This is a genomic window from Arsenicibacter sp. R0_47, from assembly GCF_057652235.1.
This window is the reverse complement of the sequence record NZ_JBYFCJ010000003.1, coordinates 159,822-176,201: the sequence shown is the minus strand read 5'-3', so window position 1 is coordinate 176,201 and position 16,380 is coordinate 159,822. Positions and strand designations below refer to the sequence as shown.

Genomic DNA, 16,380 nt, shown 5'->3' with positions numbered 1-16,380 from the left:
CGAACTATTGCTAAATCGATATAAACCGCGTTATTTTCAGCCAAAGACTGATTTTGACGTACTTGAGGTACTTAAAAACATATGAAGATCACGCCCATTGAAATCCGGCAGCATACCTTCGAAAAAGCGCTGCGTGGCTACAAAACCGAAGAGGTTGAGGCCTTTTTGTCTTCGCTTTCGCAAGAATGGGAGCGTGTGGTCGGCGAGCAGAAAATGCTGAAAATGCAGCTGGAGCTGGCCGAAAAAGAGCTTAACAAACTGAAGGAAGTTGAGCTGACGCTGTTCCGGATGCTGAAAACGGCTGAAGATACCAGTAGCCAGATTACAGAGCAGGCCAACCGTGCTGCCGATCAGCACCTGACCGATGCCCGTAAAAAGGCGGATGAAATGATTGCGGATGCGCGGAAGCGCTCCGCGCTGATGATTCAGGACGCCGAAAATCAGTCGCGCTACCTGAAAGACTCAATCCTCAACGATCTGAAGGCCATGGAGCATGATTTCAAGGCCATGGAGCGCTACAAAGACAACCTTGCCCAGCAGATCCGGACACTGGCCGGCAATGCGCTCGACAGCGTCGACCGCTTCGAGAAAAAATTTGAGCGCCAGTCGCTGAAAGGTAAGATTGATGAAGTGGCTGATCAGATTAAATCGGAGCAGGAAGCGTACGCGCGGTCTCAGGAAGAAGCTGCTGCGGCAACAACCGCAACAACTCAGCTGGACGACCTGGTAGATCCGGCAACGACCACCGCTCCGGAAGCCGCCAGCAACGAGTCAATTGATGCCGGCGTCGACGAAGCCCTTGCCCATCAGCAGCACAACTATGCGCCGCAAACGGAAAGTCCTCAACAGGAATACCAGACTTACGAAACCGAAGAAGATATTGATCATACAATCGGTCAGGCCGAAGAACCGGAAGAAGCCGGACTGCCAACGGTATCCAGCGTGATGCAGTATGCCCGCGAAACGCCGCGGCCGGAACCGGAACCAGAGCCGAAAAAAGAAGGCGGCTCGTTTTTTGACCAAATTTAAGGAGCCCGTCAGTGCTCCGACAGCAACGTTTTGGGAACAATTAGTTTAGAAGGTCTTGAGTTTTTTGCCTACCACGGCTATTATGACGAGGAGCAGAAAATCGGCAATAAGTACTCGGTTGACATTACGGTCACGACCGATTTTTCAGTAGGTGCGCAGCAGGACCGGCTTAGCGGCACCGTCGATTACGAAAAATTATACCAGATCGCGGCCGGCGTAATGTCACGGAAAGCCCGGCTGCTGGAACACATTGCTCGACAGCTTATCGAAGAAATCCGGATGGCTTATCCGGTTGTTACGGCGGTCGAAGTAAGCGTATCCAAGTTTAATCCGCCGATTGGCGGTGTCTGCCATCGGGCACGGATTACACTTAAAGGCTGAATATACAGGCGGTACCGCAAACCGGTACCGCTTTTTTATGCCGGTTCGGCAGGTTGAGGCGGCATCAGAACCGTTAACTCACCGGATCGGATACGTGCGGTCACTTCCTTAACTTTCCCTTTATACTCCCCGTCGACCTGAAAATAGGCCTTGCGGCGGGTTTTGATAGTTATCGACGTAGCCGGAAAAATATGAATCTTATTCGGGTCGAACGGTTTGTAGCGCCAGAACATTTTCAGAAACTCCCAGAAAGACAGGTCACGCAGAATAATTACCTCAAAAGCACCATCGTTCAGCTCCCCCTCCGGATTAATGATCGCACCGGTGCCGTACATGCGCGCATTGGCAAGGACAACCATAAAGGCCTGGCAGGAAAGCGACTCTTTTTTTGAGTGAATCTCAATGTCAAGCAGGCGTTTACGGTACAATGTGCGCACTACACCCCGGAGATACCCCAGTTTGCCCCGCCAGTTGTTTTCGGCATAGTATTTTACCAGTTGTGCGTTGAGGCCAATGTCGCTCAGGTGAAGGCAGATGTCATCATTTACGCAAATGGCATCGAGCGGTTTTGCCGTGCCGTTGGCAAAAATGTCCAGCAGTTCGGGGGTAGTTGCCGGCAGAGACAGCTCCCGCGCCAGCCCGTTAGCCGACCCAGCCGGTAAAATGCCCAGCGGAATGGAGGTTCCCAGCAAGTGCTCAGCAACAATTTTCACCGTTCCGTCACCGCCTACGGCCACAACCCGGTCAGGCTGATGCTCCTCAATGGCCTTTCGTACAATCCGGCTATCCTGTTTCCCATCCAGAAAAACAAAAACGGGTTCATTTTCCATGTTCCGGAAGTAGGCCGTGATATCACCGGTAAGCTCCGATTTATCATTACCACCCGAAACAGGATTGATTATAAACAGGATTTTCAACTTATTGGCTTCTTGCCGGTTTATGGTTTGATCGGCCGACGATTTTGGTTGCATGGAAACAGTAAATAAACATCTACCCATTAAACTGAAAACTACCCGAAAGGATAGCTGGAAGAAAACAATTTTAGCGTGGTTCCGCCTAACAAATGATTTAGTGGTTCGCGTCTATCGCGGGTATGGCAATGCCCGTAAGGTAACTATTCAGGGGCATGTGCTCCGGTTGAGCCCGATGCCCCGCCGGAAATACCGTAAGAATATGCTGGTTAATCTGTTAGCGGTTATCCGGTTATTTTTCGTACGGCCGGTGCCTAACGTAACGGTCCGGCTTAAAGGCACAACCCTACAGACCCTGACCGATGCAGACGGCTTTTTCCGGATCGAATGGATACCGCAGGAGCCGCTGCCCCCCGGATGGCATACCATCAAGGTTGAGTTGATTACGGCACACCGGTGGATTACCGAAGGCGAGGGCCGGTTTTACATCCCGCCCGACACGCAGTATGGCTGTATTTCCGACATCGACGATACGTTTCTGGTGTCACATTCTTCGACCATTGCCAGGCGGCTGCTGGTGTTACTAACCGAAAACGCCCATAGCCGTGAGCCGTTCGACGATGTGGTTACCCATTATCAGTTGCTCGCCAACGCTTGTACAGTCGACGGCCACACGAACCCTTTTTTCTTTGTTTCCAGCAGCGAGTGGAACCTCTACGACTATATCCTTGAGTTCTCGGAGACCAACCACCTGCCCGACGGCGTTTACCTGCTGAGCCAGCTGAAGCGGTTGCGGCAATTATGGAAGACCGGGAAAAACAAGCATTTTACGAAAATGGACCGCATCGCCCGTATACTGCACATGTATCCGGAACGGAAATTTATCTTGCTGGGTGATGATTCACAGGAAGATCCGGCTATCTATGCGTCGGTAATTGCCCATTATCCGAATCAGATCCGGTCTGTGTATCTGCGGCAGATTAATGAGAAGAATCAGGAGCGTACGAAGCAGTTAATTGGCCAGATGGAACAGGCAGGGGTGTCGGTATGCTATTTCCGGCACAGCGCTAAAGCGATTGAGCATTCACAGCGCATCGGTCTGCTACCCTAACAAGCTGTTGACGGCCTGTACCGGCAGCAGTTCTCCGGCCTGCACCTGCGCTTCCGTCTCAGCGAGCCGTTCACGCATACCGGCCTGTGCATAAAACTGCTGCTCAAGCCGCTGGCGAAGGTAACTCCGGAACCAGTCGAGCTGCTGCGACTGCCGGCGTTGCCGGTGGCTGCCGTTCTGTGTCGTTAATGCCTGCTGTTCTTCAATTAAAGTCCAGATACCGGCAATACCGGCACCGGTGGTAGCCGAACACGTAACGACGGGCGGAAACCAGCCTGTACCGGTCGGCGGAAACAGATGTAGCGCATTCTGGTATTCGACACGGGCGCGTTTGGCATTGGCAACGTTATCGCCATCGGCTTTGGTGATCGCCAGTGCATCGGCCAGCTCCATAATCCCGCGCTTCATACCCTGCAATTCGTCACCGGCACCGGCCAGCATCAGGAGCAGAAAGAAATCGACCATGCCATGAACCAGCGTCTCCGACTGCCCGACCCCAACCGTTTCGATCAGAATTACGTCAAAGCCGGCGGCCTCGCACAGCAGCATTGTTTCGCGGGTACGGTGCGCGACCCCGCCCAGCGAATCGCCGGCGGGTGAAGGACGGATATACGCCAGCGGATCAACCGACAGCGTTTCCATCCGGGTTTTATCACCTAATAAACTCCCCCCCGACCGCTGACTGGTCGGATCAATCGCCAGCACGGCCAGTTTTTTACCCAGACCGGTCAGGTGTTTGCCAAATGATTCAATGAAGGTACTCTTGCCAACGCCGGGGACGCCCGTAATGCCAATCCGGACGGCCTTACCGGTATGCGGCAATACACCCGCCAATACGGTCTGTGCCAGCGCCTGATCAGACGCCAGCCGGCTTTCAGCCAGCGTAATGGCACGGCTCAGCAACAGCCGGTCACCGGCTAGTATGCCGTTGATGTACTGTTCGGGGGCCAGGCGGTTACGCATAGGCGGTTAGAAAATCCAGTTATACACCTGCTGCGAGAAGGAGGCTAACACCGGCGGATACACCGCAATCATAAAGAGGATACCAAACAACGCCCCGTAAGAGTGCGCATCGTGGTTGACATAACCAACGCCGCGGCGGGAGGCCCAGAACGAATAGCCCAGGTATAAAATGCCGAAAATAAAGGCCGGCATACACAGCGCGAAATACAGACAAATATCGCCCAGCGGGAAAAACATGATGGAGCCGAAGATAATCGCCGACACGCCACCCGATGCCCCCAACGAGTTGTAGCGGGAGTCGTTACGGTATTTGATCAGCGTCGGAATATCAGACACAACAATGGCCAGCAGATAAAACACCAGCAGGTAAACCGGTGCACTTCCGCCAAACAGGGCTGTAAAAACCTGTTCAATCTGATTGCCGAAAATGTAGAAGCTGAACATGTTAAAAAACAGGTGTCCCAGATCGGCGTGCAGAAAACCTGAGGTCAGCAGGCGGTAGTACTGCTTCTTTTTAACCGTTTTATATGGATTCAGTATCCAGTTGTCCAGCATGGATTCATCTCTCCATGCCCACAGACTGACAAGTACTGTGATGAGAATCAAAGCAAGCGTAATCGACATTAGTGAGTTGTTTTTAGCGGTCAGAAGACACCCGTACTACGTTCAGTAAACCGGTTTTAGTTCATTTCGGCCAGCACAGTCACACCACCTTTGGTTTTTTCGCCCATGCTGACGTTGATCTTAGCATCGAGCGGCACAAACACGTCAACGCGTGAACCAAACTTGATGAAGCCCATTTCGCCGGTTTGCTCAACCGCTTCGCCTTCGCGTACGTACCAGACAATCCGGCGGGCCATGGCGCCGGCGATTTGCCGGAAGAGTACATGCACTCCGTTTTTAGCCTCAATCACCACGGTAGTCCGCTCGTTTTCAGTACTCGACTTAGGGTGCCATGCCACCAGGTATTTGCCCGGGTAGTACCGAAAATAGCGTACAATACCGGAAACAGGATTACGGTTGACGTGCACGTTTATCGGCGACATGAAAATGGAAATCTGACGGCGTTTGTCGTGGAAATACTCCGTTTCTTCGGTTTCTTCAATTACGACAACCGTACCGTCGGCCGGGGCAACAATCTGCCGGTCATTGATGGTCAGCTGGCGGTTGGGAACGCGGAAGAACTGAACAACAAGCAGGAAAAGGATGAGGCTGATGCCTGCCGTAGCATAGATTGCCGTGGCATTGCCGGAGAAAAGATAGTTGTAAGACAGGAAGTTAACAGCCAGCAAAACAACGCTGGTTGTCAGAATGATGGTATTGCCTTCGCGGTGGAGACGCATGGAGAACGAAATGATTTACGATAATGTACGCAAGCGCGGTACGATTGACAACATACGAATAAAGTCAACAAAGATAGACATCGTACCTTGTAAATCGTACCGAACCTGACTTAAATCGTAAATCGATTAGTAGGCGCCGCGGAATTTGTAGGTACTCGCGACCTTATCGATGGCAACAATATACGCCGCTAAACGCATCGGCACCTGGTGCTTCTGCGATGTAGCAAACACGCGGTCAAAGGCGTCTTTCATGACCCGGTCGGCGCGGCGGTTAATCCGGTCGAGCGTCCATTTGTAGCCGATCCGGTTTTGTACCCATTCAAAGTAGGATACGGTTACCCCGCCCGCATTGGCCAGGATATCCGGCACGACCATAATGCCCTTGCTGTTGATAATCTCATCGGCGCTGGCTGATGTCGGGCCGTTCGCGCCCTCGACGATCATTTTCGCCTGAATGTACGGCGCATTTTCGTCGGTAATGACATCTTCCTTGGCAGCCGGTACCAGTACATCAACCGGGAGCGTCAGCAAATCTTCATTGGAGATTTTTTCGGCACCGGTAAAGCCTTCGAGCGTACCGCGGTTATTGTTGCGGTAAGCAATGGCAGCATTGATGTCGATGCCTTTCGGGTTGTAATAACCACCTGAAATATCGCTGACAGCGACCACGGTGACGCCCCGCTCGTGCAGCAGTTCAGCCGCATACGACCCTACGTTACCAAAGCCCTGGATCGCAGCGGTTGCACGGTACGGGTTCAGCCGGAGCTTATCCATCGCAGCCAGTGCGGCAATGGTAACCCCGCGGCCGGTTGCTTCCGTACGGCCCAGCGACCCTCCTAGTACCAGTGGTTTACCGGTCACGACGCTGTTAACCGTCATGCCTTTCGCTTTCGAGTATTCATCGACAATCCAGGCCATTTCGCGCGGACCGGTACCCATGTCGGGAGCCGGAATATCGCGGTCGGGGCCGATTACGTCCAGCATCGCCACGGTATACTGACGGATCAGCCGTTCAATTTCACCGGCCGACATCTCACGCGGGTTGCAGGCAATACCACCTTTGGCCCCGCCATACGGAATGTCTACAACAGCACATTTCCAGGTCATCCATGCAGCCAGGGCACGGACTTCGTCGAGGTGTACGCCCGGATCAAGGCGGATACCGCCTTTTGCAGGACCAAGAATGTTTGAGTGAATAACGCGGTACCCTTCAAATACGCGGATCTCCCCGTTGTCCATCGTAACAGGTAGGCCGACAATTACCTGACGGGCAGGTACTTTAAGAATATAGTACATTTCTTCGCTGATGCCCACCATGCGGGCCGCAGCGTCGAAACGCGACATCATGGATTCGAGAGGATTCTCTTTATCTTTTATTGGAGCGGGTTCTATATATCCCATAACCAGTTAAACTATAGCCTGTTGATGAAGTATAATCAGACACTATTGATGAAGTGTGCTGCAATATTAACAAATCAAAAACGATAATGTGAAAGGAATATTTTTTCCGGGAATTATCTAATCTAAAGGCGTACAAATAATCAGTTAATACTATAAACAATAGCCAAATTGTGTTACGTTGCTTTTCCCGTTATCAAAATATTAATTGGTATTTTTTCAGGATAGCAATTCGCTAATTTTTTTAAAAATATTTGCTTTAGCCGGATTTTATTGAAAAGAACCAATGATGTGAGTAATTTTGTTGCTTATACAACCTGAGTTGTTTTGTTACATTTTAGAGAGCCCACTTGCCCATGTTTCAGGAAGAGAAAAAGCGCTATTCAGACGACGACCTCAAAGAGTTCGAAACGCTGATTAGCAAGAAGTTGGAAGACACTCGTAACGAATTGAATTACATCAAAGAAACGTTGAGTAAACGGAACGACAGTGGTACTGATAATACGGCCGGCAACTCAAAGTTGTTAGAAGACGGCGCTGATGCCAGTGAGCGTGAAAACCTCAGCCAGCTGGCGGCCCGTTTGCAAAAATTCATTCAGCAGCTGGATGCAGCCATGGTCCGGATCAAAAACAAGACCTACGGCATCTGTAAGGACACCGGAAAACTGATTCCCAAAGAGCGTCTGCGGGCTGTACCACACACCCAGCAAACGATTGAAGCCAAACTTCGTCAATCAAATTAAGATTTTCAGCCGGCAGCACGCTGAGTGAGCGTGCTGCCGGCGTTTTCAGGGCTACACGCGGTTGTACTGATGGCGGGCAAACCGCAGAAACGTCTCCGCCAGCCCTTCATGGGCTCCCTGCGGCTGAATGGCGTAAAAATCGCGCCGGATCGTCAGCCCTGCCACATCTACGACCTGCAATGTACCGGCCTTCAGTTCATCACCAAGGGCATGAATCGACAGAAAGGCAATACAGCGCGAATGCAGCAGGTAGGTTTTGATGCTCTCCGAATTGCCCAGGTACATTTCCACCGTCAGATCGCTCATCCGGACATCTACACCCCGAAGGGCATACTCAATGACTTCCAGCGTTCCGGAACCGCGCTCCCTCAACAGTATCGGGGTCGCTTTCAGCTCAGCCAGACTGATTTCGTCGCGGCCCGATAAAGGGTGATCGGCCCGCATGACCAACACAATTTCGTCCTGTACAAACGGCGTATAGCGTATATCGCTGTGTCGGGTCCGGCCTTCGACCAAGCCCAGCTCAATGTCTTTTTTCAGCAATGCCTGTTCAATCTGAAGCGTGTTGCCACTCGCCAGCGACACGGCAACATCCGCGTACTGGGCGTGAAAACGGGCCAGAATCGGCGGAAGCAGGTACTGAGCAATCGTGCTGCTGCCGCCCAGCCGCAGGTTGCCCCCTACTTTATCTTTCAGGGCATTGAGATCAAACTCCATCTGCCGGTAAGTCGCGGCAATGGTTTCGGCGTGCTGCCGGACAATCTGCCCGGCCGGTGTCAGAAAAATCTGATTGCCCTTCCGCTCAAACAGGGCCGTCCCGAACTGCGTTTCGAGTTCGTGAATATGCTTGGTTACAGCCGGTTGCGAAATGTATAACTCCGCAGCGGCCTTGGTAAAACTCAGACGGCGGGCTACTGTATAAAAAACCTGTAAACGAAAATCCAGCATAAAACGAAATCCGGCGATTCACCTGCCCGTTGGTCGGCAAAGCGTGCTATTTTTGTCGAAAGATACTAAAACACCCATGTTTTCTACGAAAAAACACCTGCTTACGCTGCTGGTCGCTGCTCTGGCCCCGGCAACAGCCATCGCACAAAGCACATCAGCAGACACCGCCTTTGTGCGGCAGAACTACACCAAGCTCGACCGCCAACTGGTCATGCGCGACGGTACGAAGCTATACACCATCATTTATGTGCCTAAGGATGCCGGAGCCACCAACAAATACCCTTTTCTGATGGAGCGGACGCCGTATTCGGTTGATCCTTACGGGGAAAACAATTATCCGCGTACGGGTCCAGGTCCCGGCCGTGATCTGTCGCAGGAAAAATACATCTTTGTTTACCAGGATGTCCGCGGTCGTTATATGAGCGAAGGTGATTTCGAAGAAATGACACCCGGACACGGTGAGCCTAACGCGCATCTGAAAACGGCAAAACCGAAAAAAAGTAAGGCAGCAACGCCGGTAAAGGGTCCTGTCGACGAAAGCACGGATACCTACGATACTATTGAGTGGCTACTGAAAAACATACCAAATAATAACGGCCGCGTTGGCATGACGGGCATTTCGTACCCGGGCTTCTATGCTTCGGCGGCCCTGCCGGATGCCCACCCTGCCCTGAAAGCCGTTTCGCCCCAGGCACCGGTAACCGATGAATTTATGGGCGACGATGCGCGGCACAACGGCGCATTTTTCCTGCTCGACAATTTTTCGTTCATGAATTACTTTGATGCACCACGGACCGGTCCGGTACAGAACTACGCCCCGCTGTTTTCGATGCAGACGAAGGATGCCTATCAGTATTTCCTGAATCTGGGTCCGGTCAAAAATGCCAATGCAGCGAATCTGTACAACAACAAGGCTAAAATCTGGAACGAATACCTGGAGCACGACACCTACGATGACTACTGGAAATCGCGGAACATCCGGACACACCTGAAAAATATCAAACCGGCAACGCTGGTGGTCGGAGGCTGGTTTGATGCCGAAGATCTGTTCGGTGCGCTGCGTACCTACGAAGCCATTGAAAAGCAAAGCAGCGGCAATCAGAACCGGCTGGTGATGGGACCGTGGACACACGGCGCCTGGTCGCGCGACAACTGGTCGGAGTTCGGCCCGCTCAATTTCGGGCAGAATACGGCTAAATATTACCGCGACAATCTGGAGAACCAGTTTTTTGCCTTTTACCTGAAAGATAAAGGCACCTTTACGGCGGGCGAGGCAACTTTGTTCAATACGGGCACCAACGAATGGAAATCGTTCGATACATGGCCACCGGCCGCTGCACAGGCCCAGAGTTTTTATTTCGGGGACAACGGCGTGCTGACTAAAACCGCTCCGGCAACACCCGATGCCTTTGACGAATACGTCAGCGATCCGAAAAAGCCGGTGCCCTACACGGACGGCATTTTCCCGCGCCGCAACAACCAATACATGATCGAAGACCAGCGGTTTGCCGCCCGTCGTCCGGATGTACTGGTGTTCCAGACCGAACCGCTGACGGAAGACCTGACCTTGAGCGGTTCGGTTATGGCGAACCTCTTTGCCTCAACAACCGGTACGGATGCTGATTTTATCGTCAAAATCATTGATGTGCTGCCCGACAATACGCCGAATCCGAGCCCGAATCCCAAAGGACTGCAAATGGCAGGCTATCAGCGGCTGGTTCGGGCCGAGGTGATGCGGGGTCGTTTCCGGAACAGTTTTGAAACGCCGGAAGCCTTCACGCCGGGTCAGGCCAGTAAGGTAAGTTTTACACTGCCGGATGTCTTGCACACGTTTCAGAAAGGCCACCGGCTGATGGTACAGGTGCAGAGCAGCTGGTTCCCGCTGGTGGATATGAACCCGCAGACGTTTGTACGGATGAAGGACGCCGAAGCCAAAGACTTTCACAAGGCAACCATCCGTCTGTATCACGACGCCGCCCACCCATCGGGCATTACAGTTAATGTGTTGAAATAAAAAAATTACCACATAGCCACATAGAAAAACAAAGAGTTAATTCTCTTATGTGCTCTATGTAGCTATGTGGTAAAAATAGCTGAAGTGGTAACGCCACTAATCACCCTCTTCACTCCGCCTGCGGAGCACGCTTGATAAGCCGGTAAATCGGGTAGCTGATGACGATAAAGCCCAGCGCATAGACACTGCCCATCGGATCGCCGATGATGGCCCCGACCAGAAACAGGCAGGAAACAATCAATAAGGTCCAGGTAGAAAACGGATAGCCCCACGCCCGGAACGGACGTTTCAGGTCCGGTTCGGTATGCCGCAGCCGGATCAGCGAGGCAAAACCCGACGCATAACACATCACAAAAAAGAAGGTGGCAATGTCAGATAGCTTGGCGTAGGTATTCGTCAGAATCATCAGGATCGACATCGAAGCGGTAAAGATCATAGCGATACCCGGCGTTCCTCCCGCATTGATGGGCGTCATCCACCGGAAAAACAAGCCATCCCGCGCAATGGCGTAAATCACCCGCGGGTTGAACATGATCTGCGCATTGATGATACCCATGATCGAAATCATCAGCAGAAACGTCACCACCCGCGAACTACCCTCCCCGTAAATCAGCTGAATGGCGTCGGCAGCCGGCAGTTTCGATTGCTTCAGCTGGTCCAGCGGCAACACATACAGCAGTGCCAGATTAACCAGCACATAAATACCAATGATCAGCAGCACACCGCTTACCATTGATTTCGGCAGGTTTTTGTCCGGATTAACGTCTTCTTCGGTAAAATAGGCCGCCGTGTGCCAGCCGTCGTAAGTATAAAATACCGCCTGTAGCGCCGCTAGAATACCGACCCACATGCCGCCTTCGGCTAATGGTTCAATAGCCCGGGCAGTGACTGGTGTTTTATCGGGCGCATAGAAAAAACAGGCCCCGACCAGAATCAATAACCCGATGGCTTTCAGAAAGCTCATGACTTCCTGCGCTTTACTGGCCAGCCGGACACCTATCCAGTGAAAGGCCACAAACGCCGCCAGAATACCGATTGCCACGGCCTTGAGCGATGTACTCAGTGACGGAACCAGTAACCCGATGTATTCGCTCATTACCGACGCCGAAAATGCCATGGCCGAAATACTCCCCAGCCAGCTGCTGATACCGATCACAAAGCCGACATAATCGCCGAAGGCCCGCCGTGCATACACGTACCATGCGCCTGCTTTAGGCAACATAGTGCCCAGTTCGATCACGGAGAGTGACCCGACCAGCGCGTAAACGCCCACAATCAGCCAGATGGCAATAATCAGCGTCGGGCTGCCGAGGTCATTGGCAATGGTGCCGGGTTTGCGCAATATACCGGTGCCGATGGTCCCGCCGATGGTAACGGCAATTCCGAATCCGACGCCCAGCAACTTCAGGAGTTGGGTACGTTTGGCCATGTAGTCTGTTCAGGTTGTTATAGGGTAAGCGATACGTAAATCAGGGCTTCAGCACGACCTTGATCAGGCCTTTTTCTTTCTGGTAAAGCCGTTTAAACCAGTCAGGGCCTTCGGTCAGCGGTACCTCGGCGCTCAGAATAGCTCCGACATTCATCCGGCCCGACGAAATCAGGGCCAGGGCGGCTTCGTATTCCCCGTTGATAGCACAGGAGCCCTGTAGCCGCAGCTGACGGGTTACAACGGCCTGCAACGGGATTTCTACGTTCGGTGCCAGATTGCCCACCAGCGTAACGGTCGCCCCTTTACGGACACACTCAATCGCCGTCCGGACGGTTGGCCCCGCTCCGACTACTTCAAAGGCCACATCGGCACCACGCCCGTAGGTATGCGCCTGCACCTGTTTCACCACCTCATCCGTTCCGGCATTCAGCGTAACGGTTGCGCCCAGCGATTTGGCGAGGGCCAGCCGGTCGTTGTCCAGGTCAATGGCAATGATGGTACCGCAACCGGCCAGTTTCAGCGCCTGAATCACAAACAGGCCGATCATGCCCGCCCCGACCACTACGGCCGAATCGTTGATCTGAACCGGCGTCAGACTCAGCGCATGCAGCGCCACCGCAACCGGTTCGACAAGGGCAGCTTGTGTGAAGGAAACATTATCGGGAATAGCATACAGGATATGCTGCGGCACAACCACATATTCGGCGAAGGCCCCGTGGCGTTTGAAATCCGGTGTAGATACCCCTACCACTTCGCGGCCATCGCTCAGGTTATACTGTCCCCGCCGGCTATACCAGTCATCGAGTGCATATACCGTTGAATCGAACGTGACACGGTCACCGGTAGCCCAGTTCCGGACACCCTCCCCGACTTCGGCAATGATACCTGAGGCTTCATGGCCCATAATAATCGGCGGAATCCGGCGGCCGCTGCTGCCATCCATCCCATGTACGTCGCTCCCGCAAATACCGACCGCCTGCACACGCACCAGTACGTCGTTCGGGCCAGGCGCAGGTTTCGGGACATCCTGCACGTCAAAATGATTGTATTCTGTTAATACGAGTGCTTTCATAAAGCTGATAAGGGTCTTTATTGCTAAAGTAGAAAGAAACAATTTATAATTACCCCGAAAGCAGGAAACATACCACGAAGACGAAAAGACCGGAAGCAGCACGAAGTTTTCTTATCGGAAGACAAGACACGTAAACCATAAGGCTGCTCTGAGATAAAACCTTCGTGCTCCTTCTTTTCTTCGTGCCTTTGTGGTATTACGGCCGCTGGTAAATGTGGCTAAATGCCTCTTTGGGAACTTCGTCAAAAGCACCGCTTACCAGATGCGGGTTGATTTCGTAGGTCACTACCTCGTCGGCTACTTCGGGATCTTCGCCGAACAGGTCGCGGGTCATGGTTGGGGTGTACTGCTTTTTGACCCAGATCAGCCGTTGTTCCGGTGCTTTACCCCACGCCTTATGATCACCAAGTATCCACTGTATTTTCCGCCAGTCGCCATAAAAATATTCCTGTAGCAGCGGGATGATGCTGTCGCGGAACACGGCACAGAGCTCTATCACCGTTTCAATGCCCATCAGATAAGCGTGGCCAATCTGGTGGTCGCGGTCATACAGGTATTCAATCCGTTCGTTGATTACCCGCAACAACGCTGTCATATCAATCCCGTCAACGGGTGACAGCAACGCGGGGTTAGGCAGCACCTCCCGAAAGCTGAACCGGCGGCGCAACGCCAGATCAAGCAGGGCAATTGACCGGTCGGCGGTATTCATGGTGCCAACCACATACAGATTACCCGGAATCCCGAAGCGTTCCTGCGAGTAGGGCAGCGTCAGCCAGACCTCATCGGGTTGCCCCAGCCGTTTAGTGGTTTCGAGCAGGGTAATGAGTTCGCCAAGGACGCTGGCAATGTTGGCGCGGTTGATTTCGTCGATGATCAGGAAGTGCGGCGGGGCTTGCGCCAGTTTACGCTGCCGGTTGCCGGCGCTGTCGTTCAGGCAATCGGCCATGGTCGGATAACCGGCTTTTTGCAGGGCGTTCTGGCAGGCGCGGTAAAACAAGCCCTTCCGGACGCGGTACAGCACCTGATTGCCCATTGTCTCCGGCCGGATGCCTTCCACAAACTCTTCGTAGCTGAACGCCGGATGAAAGGTCACAAAATCGGCGGTTTCGTTGCTGAGCTCGTGGCGGGTCGCGTAGGTTTTGCCGGTACCAGGCGGGCCGTATAAGATCAGGTTCCGGGGTTGATCGGGCTGTAACGGTACCGGTGCGGTATAGGCGCCTGCTTCTTCCTGTACCTCAGCGGTCAGCCCCCGTTCGGCCAGTGTCGGGTCGTCTGCCAGCCGCAGCAGATCGCTCAGATAGGCTTCGTCTTCGGCCGCTTTATAGACGGCAGGGTTATGCAGCGCCGTATGCGGACCCCGTTTGCTGTTTTCGGCCAGTTCGAGCAGGCAGTCTTCCCAGCATTTCCGCAACACCGGATGGGTGAGCAGGTGCACATTGGCCTGACCAAACACCGCCGATACATAGTCTGATTTTTCCGTCAGCGGAATAAACTCAGCAATATCGAGGCGGCTTAGTTTTTCCTGACAATCGCGCTTAACCGTCAGCCAGTACTCGACCTCTCCGTAGCGGGGTTTGTGGAGTCGTAACGCCTGAAAAAAATTAACATTGGCCGCAATCGCTGTTTTATCTTTCCGGACCACAAACGCCAGCCGTGGATCGCCGTTCGGCAGATTCACAATATCGATCAGCTCTTTCAGTAACCCGAAGTAGCGCCGGATGGCTTCCGGATGGTCAATGGCCCGGATACGTTCGACGAGGTGTTGTTGCGGATTGTCGGCAATCATGCGGTATTTAATCTGAGACAAAGTCGGCTAAACTACAATTTTTCGGACAGTTTTTTGAGCAGTTCTGCAAGTCTCCGGTTGTCTTTCTTTTGACAGGATTACATGATTTTCGTTTTGTCCGTTCGTAAGGCGCAGTTCTGCAAGTCTCCGGCTGTCTTTCTTTTGACAGGATTACATGATTTCCGTTTTACCTGTTCGTTAGATGCAAGTCTCCTGTTCATCCCGTAATCCTGTCGGTTTTTAATTAACTTCCGGCACTGATAACCGTTTGCCTATGAAATCCTTTTTCTCCGGTCTGTTCCTTTTGCTGCAGGTTTCCGTGCTGGCCCAATCGACTGACCAGCCGTTTTTGCTGGTGCTGGGCGTGGCGCAGGACGGCGGTTATCCGCAGGCAGGGTGTGAAAAATCCTGCTGCGCACCGGTCTGGGCAAATCCGCCACTTGAGCGATACGTGTCGTGTCTGGGGCTGGTTGAACCGGCTTCCGGCAAGCGCTGGCTGTTCGACGCTACCCCCGACTTCCGGGAGCAGTTACGGTGGCTTCAGCAAACGTCCCCCGCACCGGCTACCAAACCGCTCGACGGCATTTTCATCACCCACGGCCATATCGGCCATTATTCCGGACTGATGCATCTGGGGCGGGAGGTCATGGGCGCACAACAGGTAAAGGTATATGCCATGCCACAGATGCAGGGCTTTGTGCGGCAATTCGGGCCCTGGAACCAGTTACTGAAGCTGTCGAATATTGCCCTGCAACCGCTTAAAGCCGATAGTACCCTGCAGATCAGTCAGGGGTTGCGGGTTACCCCGCTGCTGGTGCCGCACCGCGCGGAATACACCGAAACGGTCGGCTACCGGATTGAAGGGCCTAACCGGAAAGCGGTATTTATTCCCGACATCGACAAATGGGAACAGTGGGAACGGCCGATTGAAGCGATTATCCAGGCTAACGACTATGTGCTGATCGATGCGACGTTTTTTGCCGACGGTGAAATTCCGGGGCGGCCGATGAAAGAAATTCCGCACCCGTTTGTGCAGGAAACCATGGAGCGGCTCGCCAAATTACCACTGACCGAACGCGGGAAGGTATACTTCATCCATCTCAATCACACCAATCCGGCCTTACAGAAGGGCAGTCCGGCACAGCAGCTGATCGAAAAGAACGGCTTTCATCTGGCCGAGCAGGGTCAACGGCTGGGGTTGTGATACAATATTCTTATATTTATCTACAGATAGCATTTGTATCGTTTGTCA

At 52.9% G+C, this 16,380-nt stretch carries 15 protein-coding genes; 6 read left to right on the top strand and 9 right to left on the bottom strand.

Translation table 11 applies throughout. The features are described 5' to 3' along the window. Nucleotides 1-81: 81 nt before the first annotated feature. Together AC23NW_RS06745 and folB are read left to right on the top strand one after the other, a co-directional pair. Nucleotides 82-1,029 (top strand): DivIVA domain-containing protein, encoded by a 948-nt coding sequence (locus AC23NW_RS06745; RefSeq protein ID WP_487448503.1) that lies wholly within the window; start codon nt 82-84, stop codon nt 1,027-1,029. A 30-nt stretch (nt 1,030-1,059) separates the two neighbouring features. Beyond that, the gene (folB, locus tag AC23NW_RS06740; protein ID WP_487448502.1) at nt 1,060-1,410 is read left to right on the top strand and encodes a dihydroneopterin aldolase; all 351 of its coding nucleotides are present in this window, start codon (nt 1,060-1,062) and stop codon (nt 1,408-1,410) included. Nucleotides 1,411-1,445: 35 nt separating this feature from the next. Here folB and AC23NW_RS06735 read toward each other — a convergent pair whose 3' ends face one another. Continuing rightward, nucleotides 1,446-2,381, bottom strand: a complete 936-nt coding sequence (locus AC23NW_RS06735; protein WP_487448501.1) for a diacylglycerol/lipid kinase family protein — start codon at nt 2,379-2,381, stop codon at nt 1,446-1,448. Nucleotides 2,382-2,481: 100 nt separating this feature from the next. Here AC23NW_RS06735 and AC23NW_RS06730 point away from each other — a divergent pair, with 100 nt between their 5' ends. Next, complete coding sequence (locus AC23NW_RS06730) at nt 2,482-3,432, top strand: App1 family protein phosphatidate phosphatase (protein ID WP_487448499.1); 951 nt, start codon at nt 2,482-2,484, stop codon at nt 3,430-3,432. Here AC23NW_RS06730 and meaB read toward each other — a convergent pair. The 4 genes from meaB to AC23NW_RS06710 all read right to left on the bottom strand — a co-directional run bounded on the left by meaB (nt 3,424) and on the right by AC23NW_RS06710 (nt 7,139). Next, nucleotides 3,424-4,395, bottom strand: coding sequence for a methylmalonyl Co-A mutase-associated GTPase MeaB (gene meaB / locus AC23NW_RS06725; protein ID WP_293843315.1), 972 nt, complete (start codon nt 4,393-4,395; stop codon nt 3,424-3,426). The genes AC23NW_RS06730 and meaB overlap by 9 nt on opposite strands. Nucleotides 4,396-4,401: 6 nt before the next feature. Beyond that, entirely contained in the window at nt 4,402-5,019 is a 618-nt protein-coding gene (locus AC23NW_RS06720) for a rhomboid family intramembrane serine protease (RefSeq protein ID WP_293843313.1), read from the bottom strand. A gap of 56 nt (nt 5,020-5,075) precedes the next feature. After that, entirely contained in the window at nt 5,076-5,738 is a 663-nt protein-coding gene (locus AC23NW_RS06715; protein ID WP_487448497.1) for a phosphatidylserine decarboxylase family protein, read from the bottom strand. 126 nt (nt 5,739-5,864) lie between these two features. Then, nucleotides 5,865-7,139: a Glu/Leu/Phe/Val family dehydrogenase gene (locus AC23NW_RS06710; RefSeq protein ID WP_487448496.1), complete on the bottom strand. Its 1,275-nt coding sequence runs from the start codon at nt 7,137-7,139 to the stop codon at nt 5,865-5,867. A gap of 353 nt (nt 7,140-7,492) precedes the next feature. On the opposite strand from AC23NW_RS06710, the gene AC23NW_RS06705 reads away from it, so the two are divergent. After that, on the top strand, nt 7,493-7,879 hold the full coding sequence (locus tag AC23NW_RS06705) for a TraR/DksA family transcriptional regulator (protein ID WP_293843307.1): 387 nt from the start codon (nt 7,493-7,495) through the stop codon (nt 7,877-7,879). Nucleotides 7,880-7,930: 51 nt separating this feature from the next. On the opposite strand, the gene AC23NW_RS06700 is transcribed toward AC23NW_RS06705, so the two are convergent. Then, complete coding sequence (locus AC23NW_RS06700; protein ID WP_293833964.1) at nt 7,931-8,827, bottom strand: LysR family transcriptional regulator; 897 nt, start codon at nt 8,825-8,827, stop codon at nt 7,931-7,933. Between the two features lie 76 nt (nt 8,828-8,903). On the opposite strand from AC23NW_RS06700, the gene AC23NW_RS06695 reads away from it, so the two are divergent. Beyond that, the gene (locus tag AC23NW_RS06695; RefSeq protein ID WP_487448494.1) at nt 8,904-10,841 is read left to right on the top strand and encodes a CocE/NonD family hydrolase; all 1,938 of its coding nucleotides are present in this window, start codon (nt 8,904-8,906) and stop codon (nt 10,839-10,841) included. A gap of 109 nt (nt 10,842-10,950) precedes the next feature. On the opposite strand, the gene AC23NW_RS06690 is transcribed toward AC23NW_RS06695, so the two are convergent. The 3 genes from AC23NW_RS06690 to AC23NW_RS06680 all read right to left on the bottom strand — a co-directional run bounded on the left by AC23NW_RS06690 (nt 10,951) and on the right by AC23NW_RS06680 (nt 15,149). After that, nucleotides 10,951-12,270 (bottom strand): APC family permease, encoded by a 1,320-nt coding sequence (locus AC23NW_RS06690; RefSeq protein WP_293833960.1) that lies wholly within the window; start codon nt 12,268-12,270, stop codon nt 10,951-10,953. A gap of 40 nt (nt 12,271-12,310) precedes the next feature. Beyond that, a complete protein-coding gene (locus tag AC23NW_RS06685; protein WP_487448492.1) occupies nt 12,311-13,342 on the bottom strand; it encodes a galactitol-1-phosphate 5-dehydrogenase in 1,032 nt (343 codons plus the stop codon). A gap of 196 nt (nt 13,343-13,538) precedes the next feature. Further along, the gene (locus AC23NW_RS06680) at nt 13,539-15,149 is read right to left on the bottom strand and encodes an McrB family protein (protein WP_487448491.1); all 1,611 of its coding nucleotides are present in this window, start codon (nt 15,147-15,149) and stop codon (nt 13,539-13,541) included. 253 nt (nt 15,150-15,402) lie between these two features. Here AC23NW_RS06680 and AC23NW_RS06675 point away from each other — a divergent pair, with 253 nt between their 5' ends. After that, nucleotides 15,403-16,332 carry an MBL fold metallo-hydrolase gene (locus AC23NW_RS06675; RefSeq protein WP_071504455.1) on the top strand — a complete coding sequence of 310 codons (930 nt, stop codon included), beginning with the start codon at nt 15,403-15,405 and terminating at the stop codon, nt 16,330-16,332. Nucleotides 16,333-16,380 lie beyond the last annotated feature (48 nt).

Coding starts and splice junctions, on each gene's coding strand:
- AC23NW_RS06745 (WP_487448503.1), top strand. CDS start 82: ATGAAGATCACGCCCATTGAAATCCGGCAGCATACCTTCGAAAAAGCG.
- AC23NW_RS06735 (WP_487448501.1), bottom strand. CDS start 2,381: ATGCAACCAAAATCGTCGGCCGATCAAACCATAAACCGGCAAGAAGCC.
- meaB (WP_293843315.1), bottom strand. CDS start 4,395: ATGCGTAACCGCCTGGCCCCCGAACAGTACATCAACGGCATACTAGCC.
- AC23NW_RS06720 (WP_293843313.1), bottom strand. CDS start 5,019: ATGTCGATTACGCTTGCTTTGATTCTCATCACAGTACTTGTCAGTCTG.
- AC23NW_RS06715 (WP_487448497.1), bottom strand. CDS start 5,738: ATGCGTCTCCACCGCGAAGGCAATACCATCATTCTGACAACCAGCGTT.
- AC23NW_RS06710 (WP_487448496.1), bottom strand. CDS start 7,139: ATGGGATATATAGAACCCGCTCCAATAAAAGATAAAGAGAATCCTCTC.
- AC23NW_RS06705 (WP_293843307.1), top strand. CDS start 7,493: ATGTTTCAGGAAGAGAAAAAGCGCTATTCAGACGACGACCTCAAAGAG.
- AC23NW_RS06700 (WP_293833964.1), bottom strand. CDS start 8,827: ATGCTGGATTTTCGTTTACAGGTTTTTTATACAGTAGCCCGCCGTCTG.
- AC23NW_RS06695 (WP_487448494.1), top strand. CDS start 8,904: ATGTTTTCTACGAAAAAACACCTGCTTACGCTGCTGGTCGCTGCTCTG.
- AC23NW_RS06690 (WP_293833960.1), bottom strand. CDS start 12,270: ATGGCCAAACGTACCCAACTCCTGAAGTTGCTGGGCGTCGGATTCGGA.
- AC23NW_RS06685 (WP_487448492.1), bottom strand. CDS start 13,342: ATGAAAGCACTCGTATTAACAGAATACAATCATTTTGACGTGCAGGAT.
- AC23NW_RS06675 (WP_071504455.1), top strand. CDS start 15,403: ATGAAATCCTTTTTCTCCGGTCTGTTCCTTTTGCTGCAGGTTTCCGTG.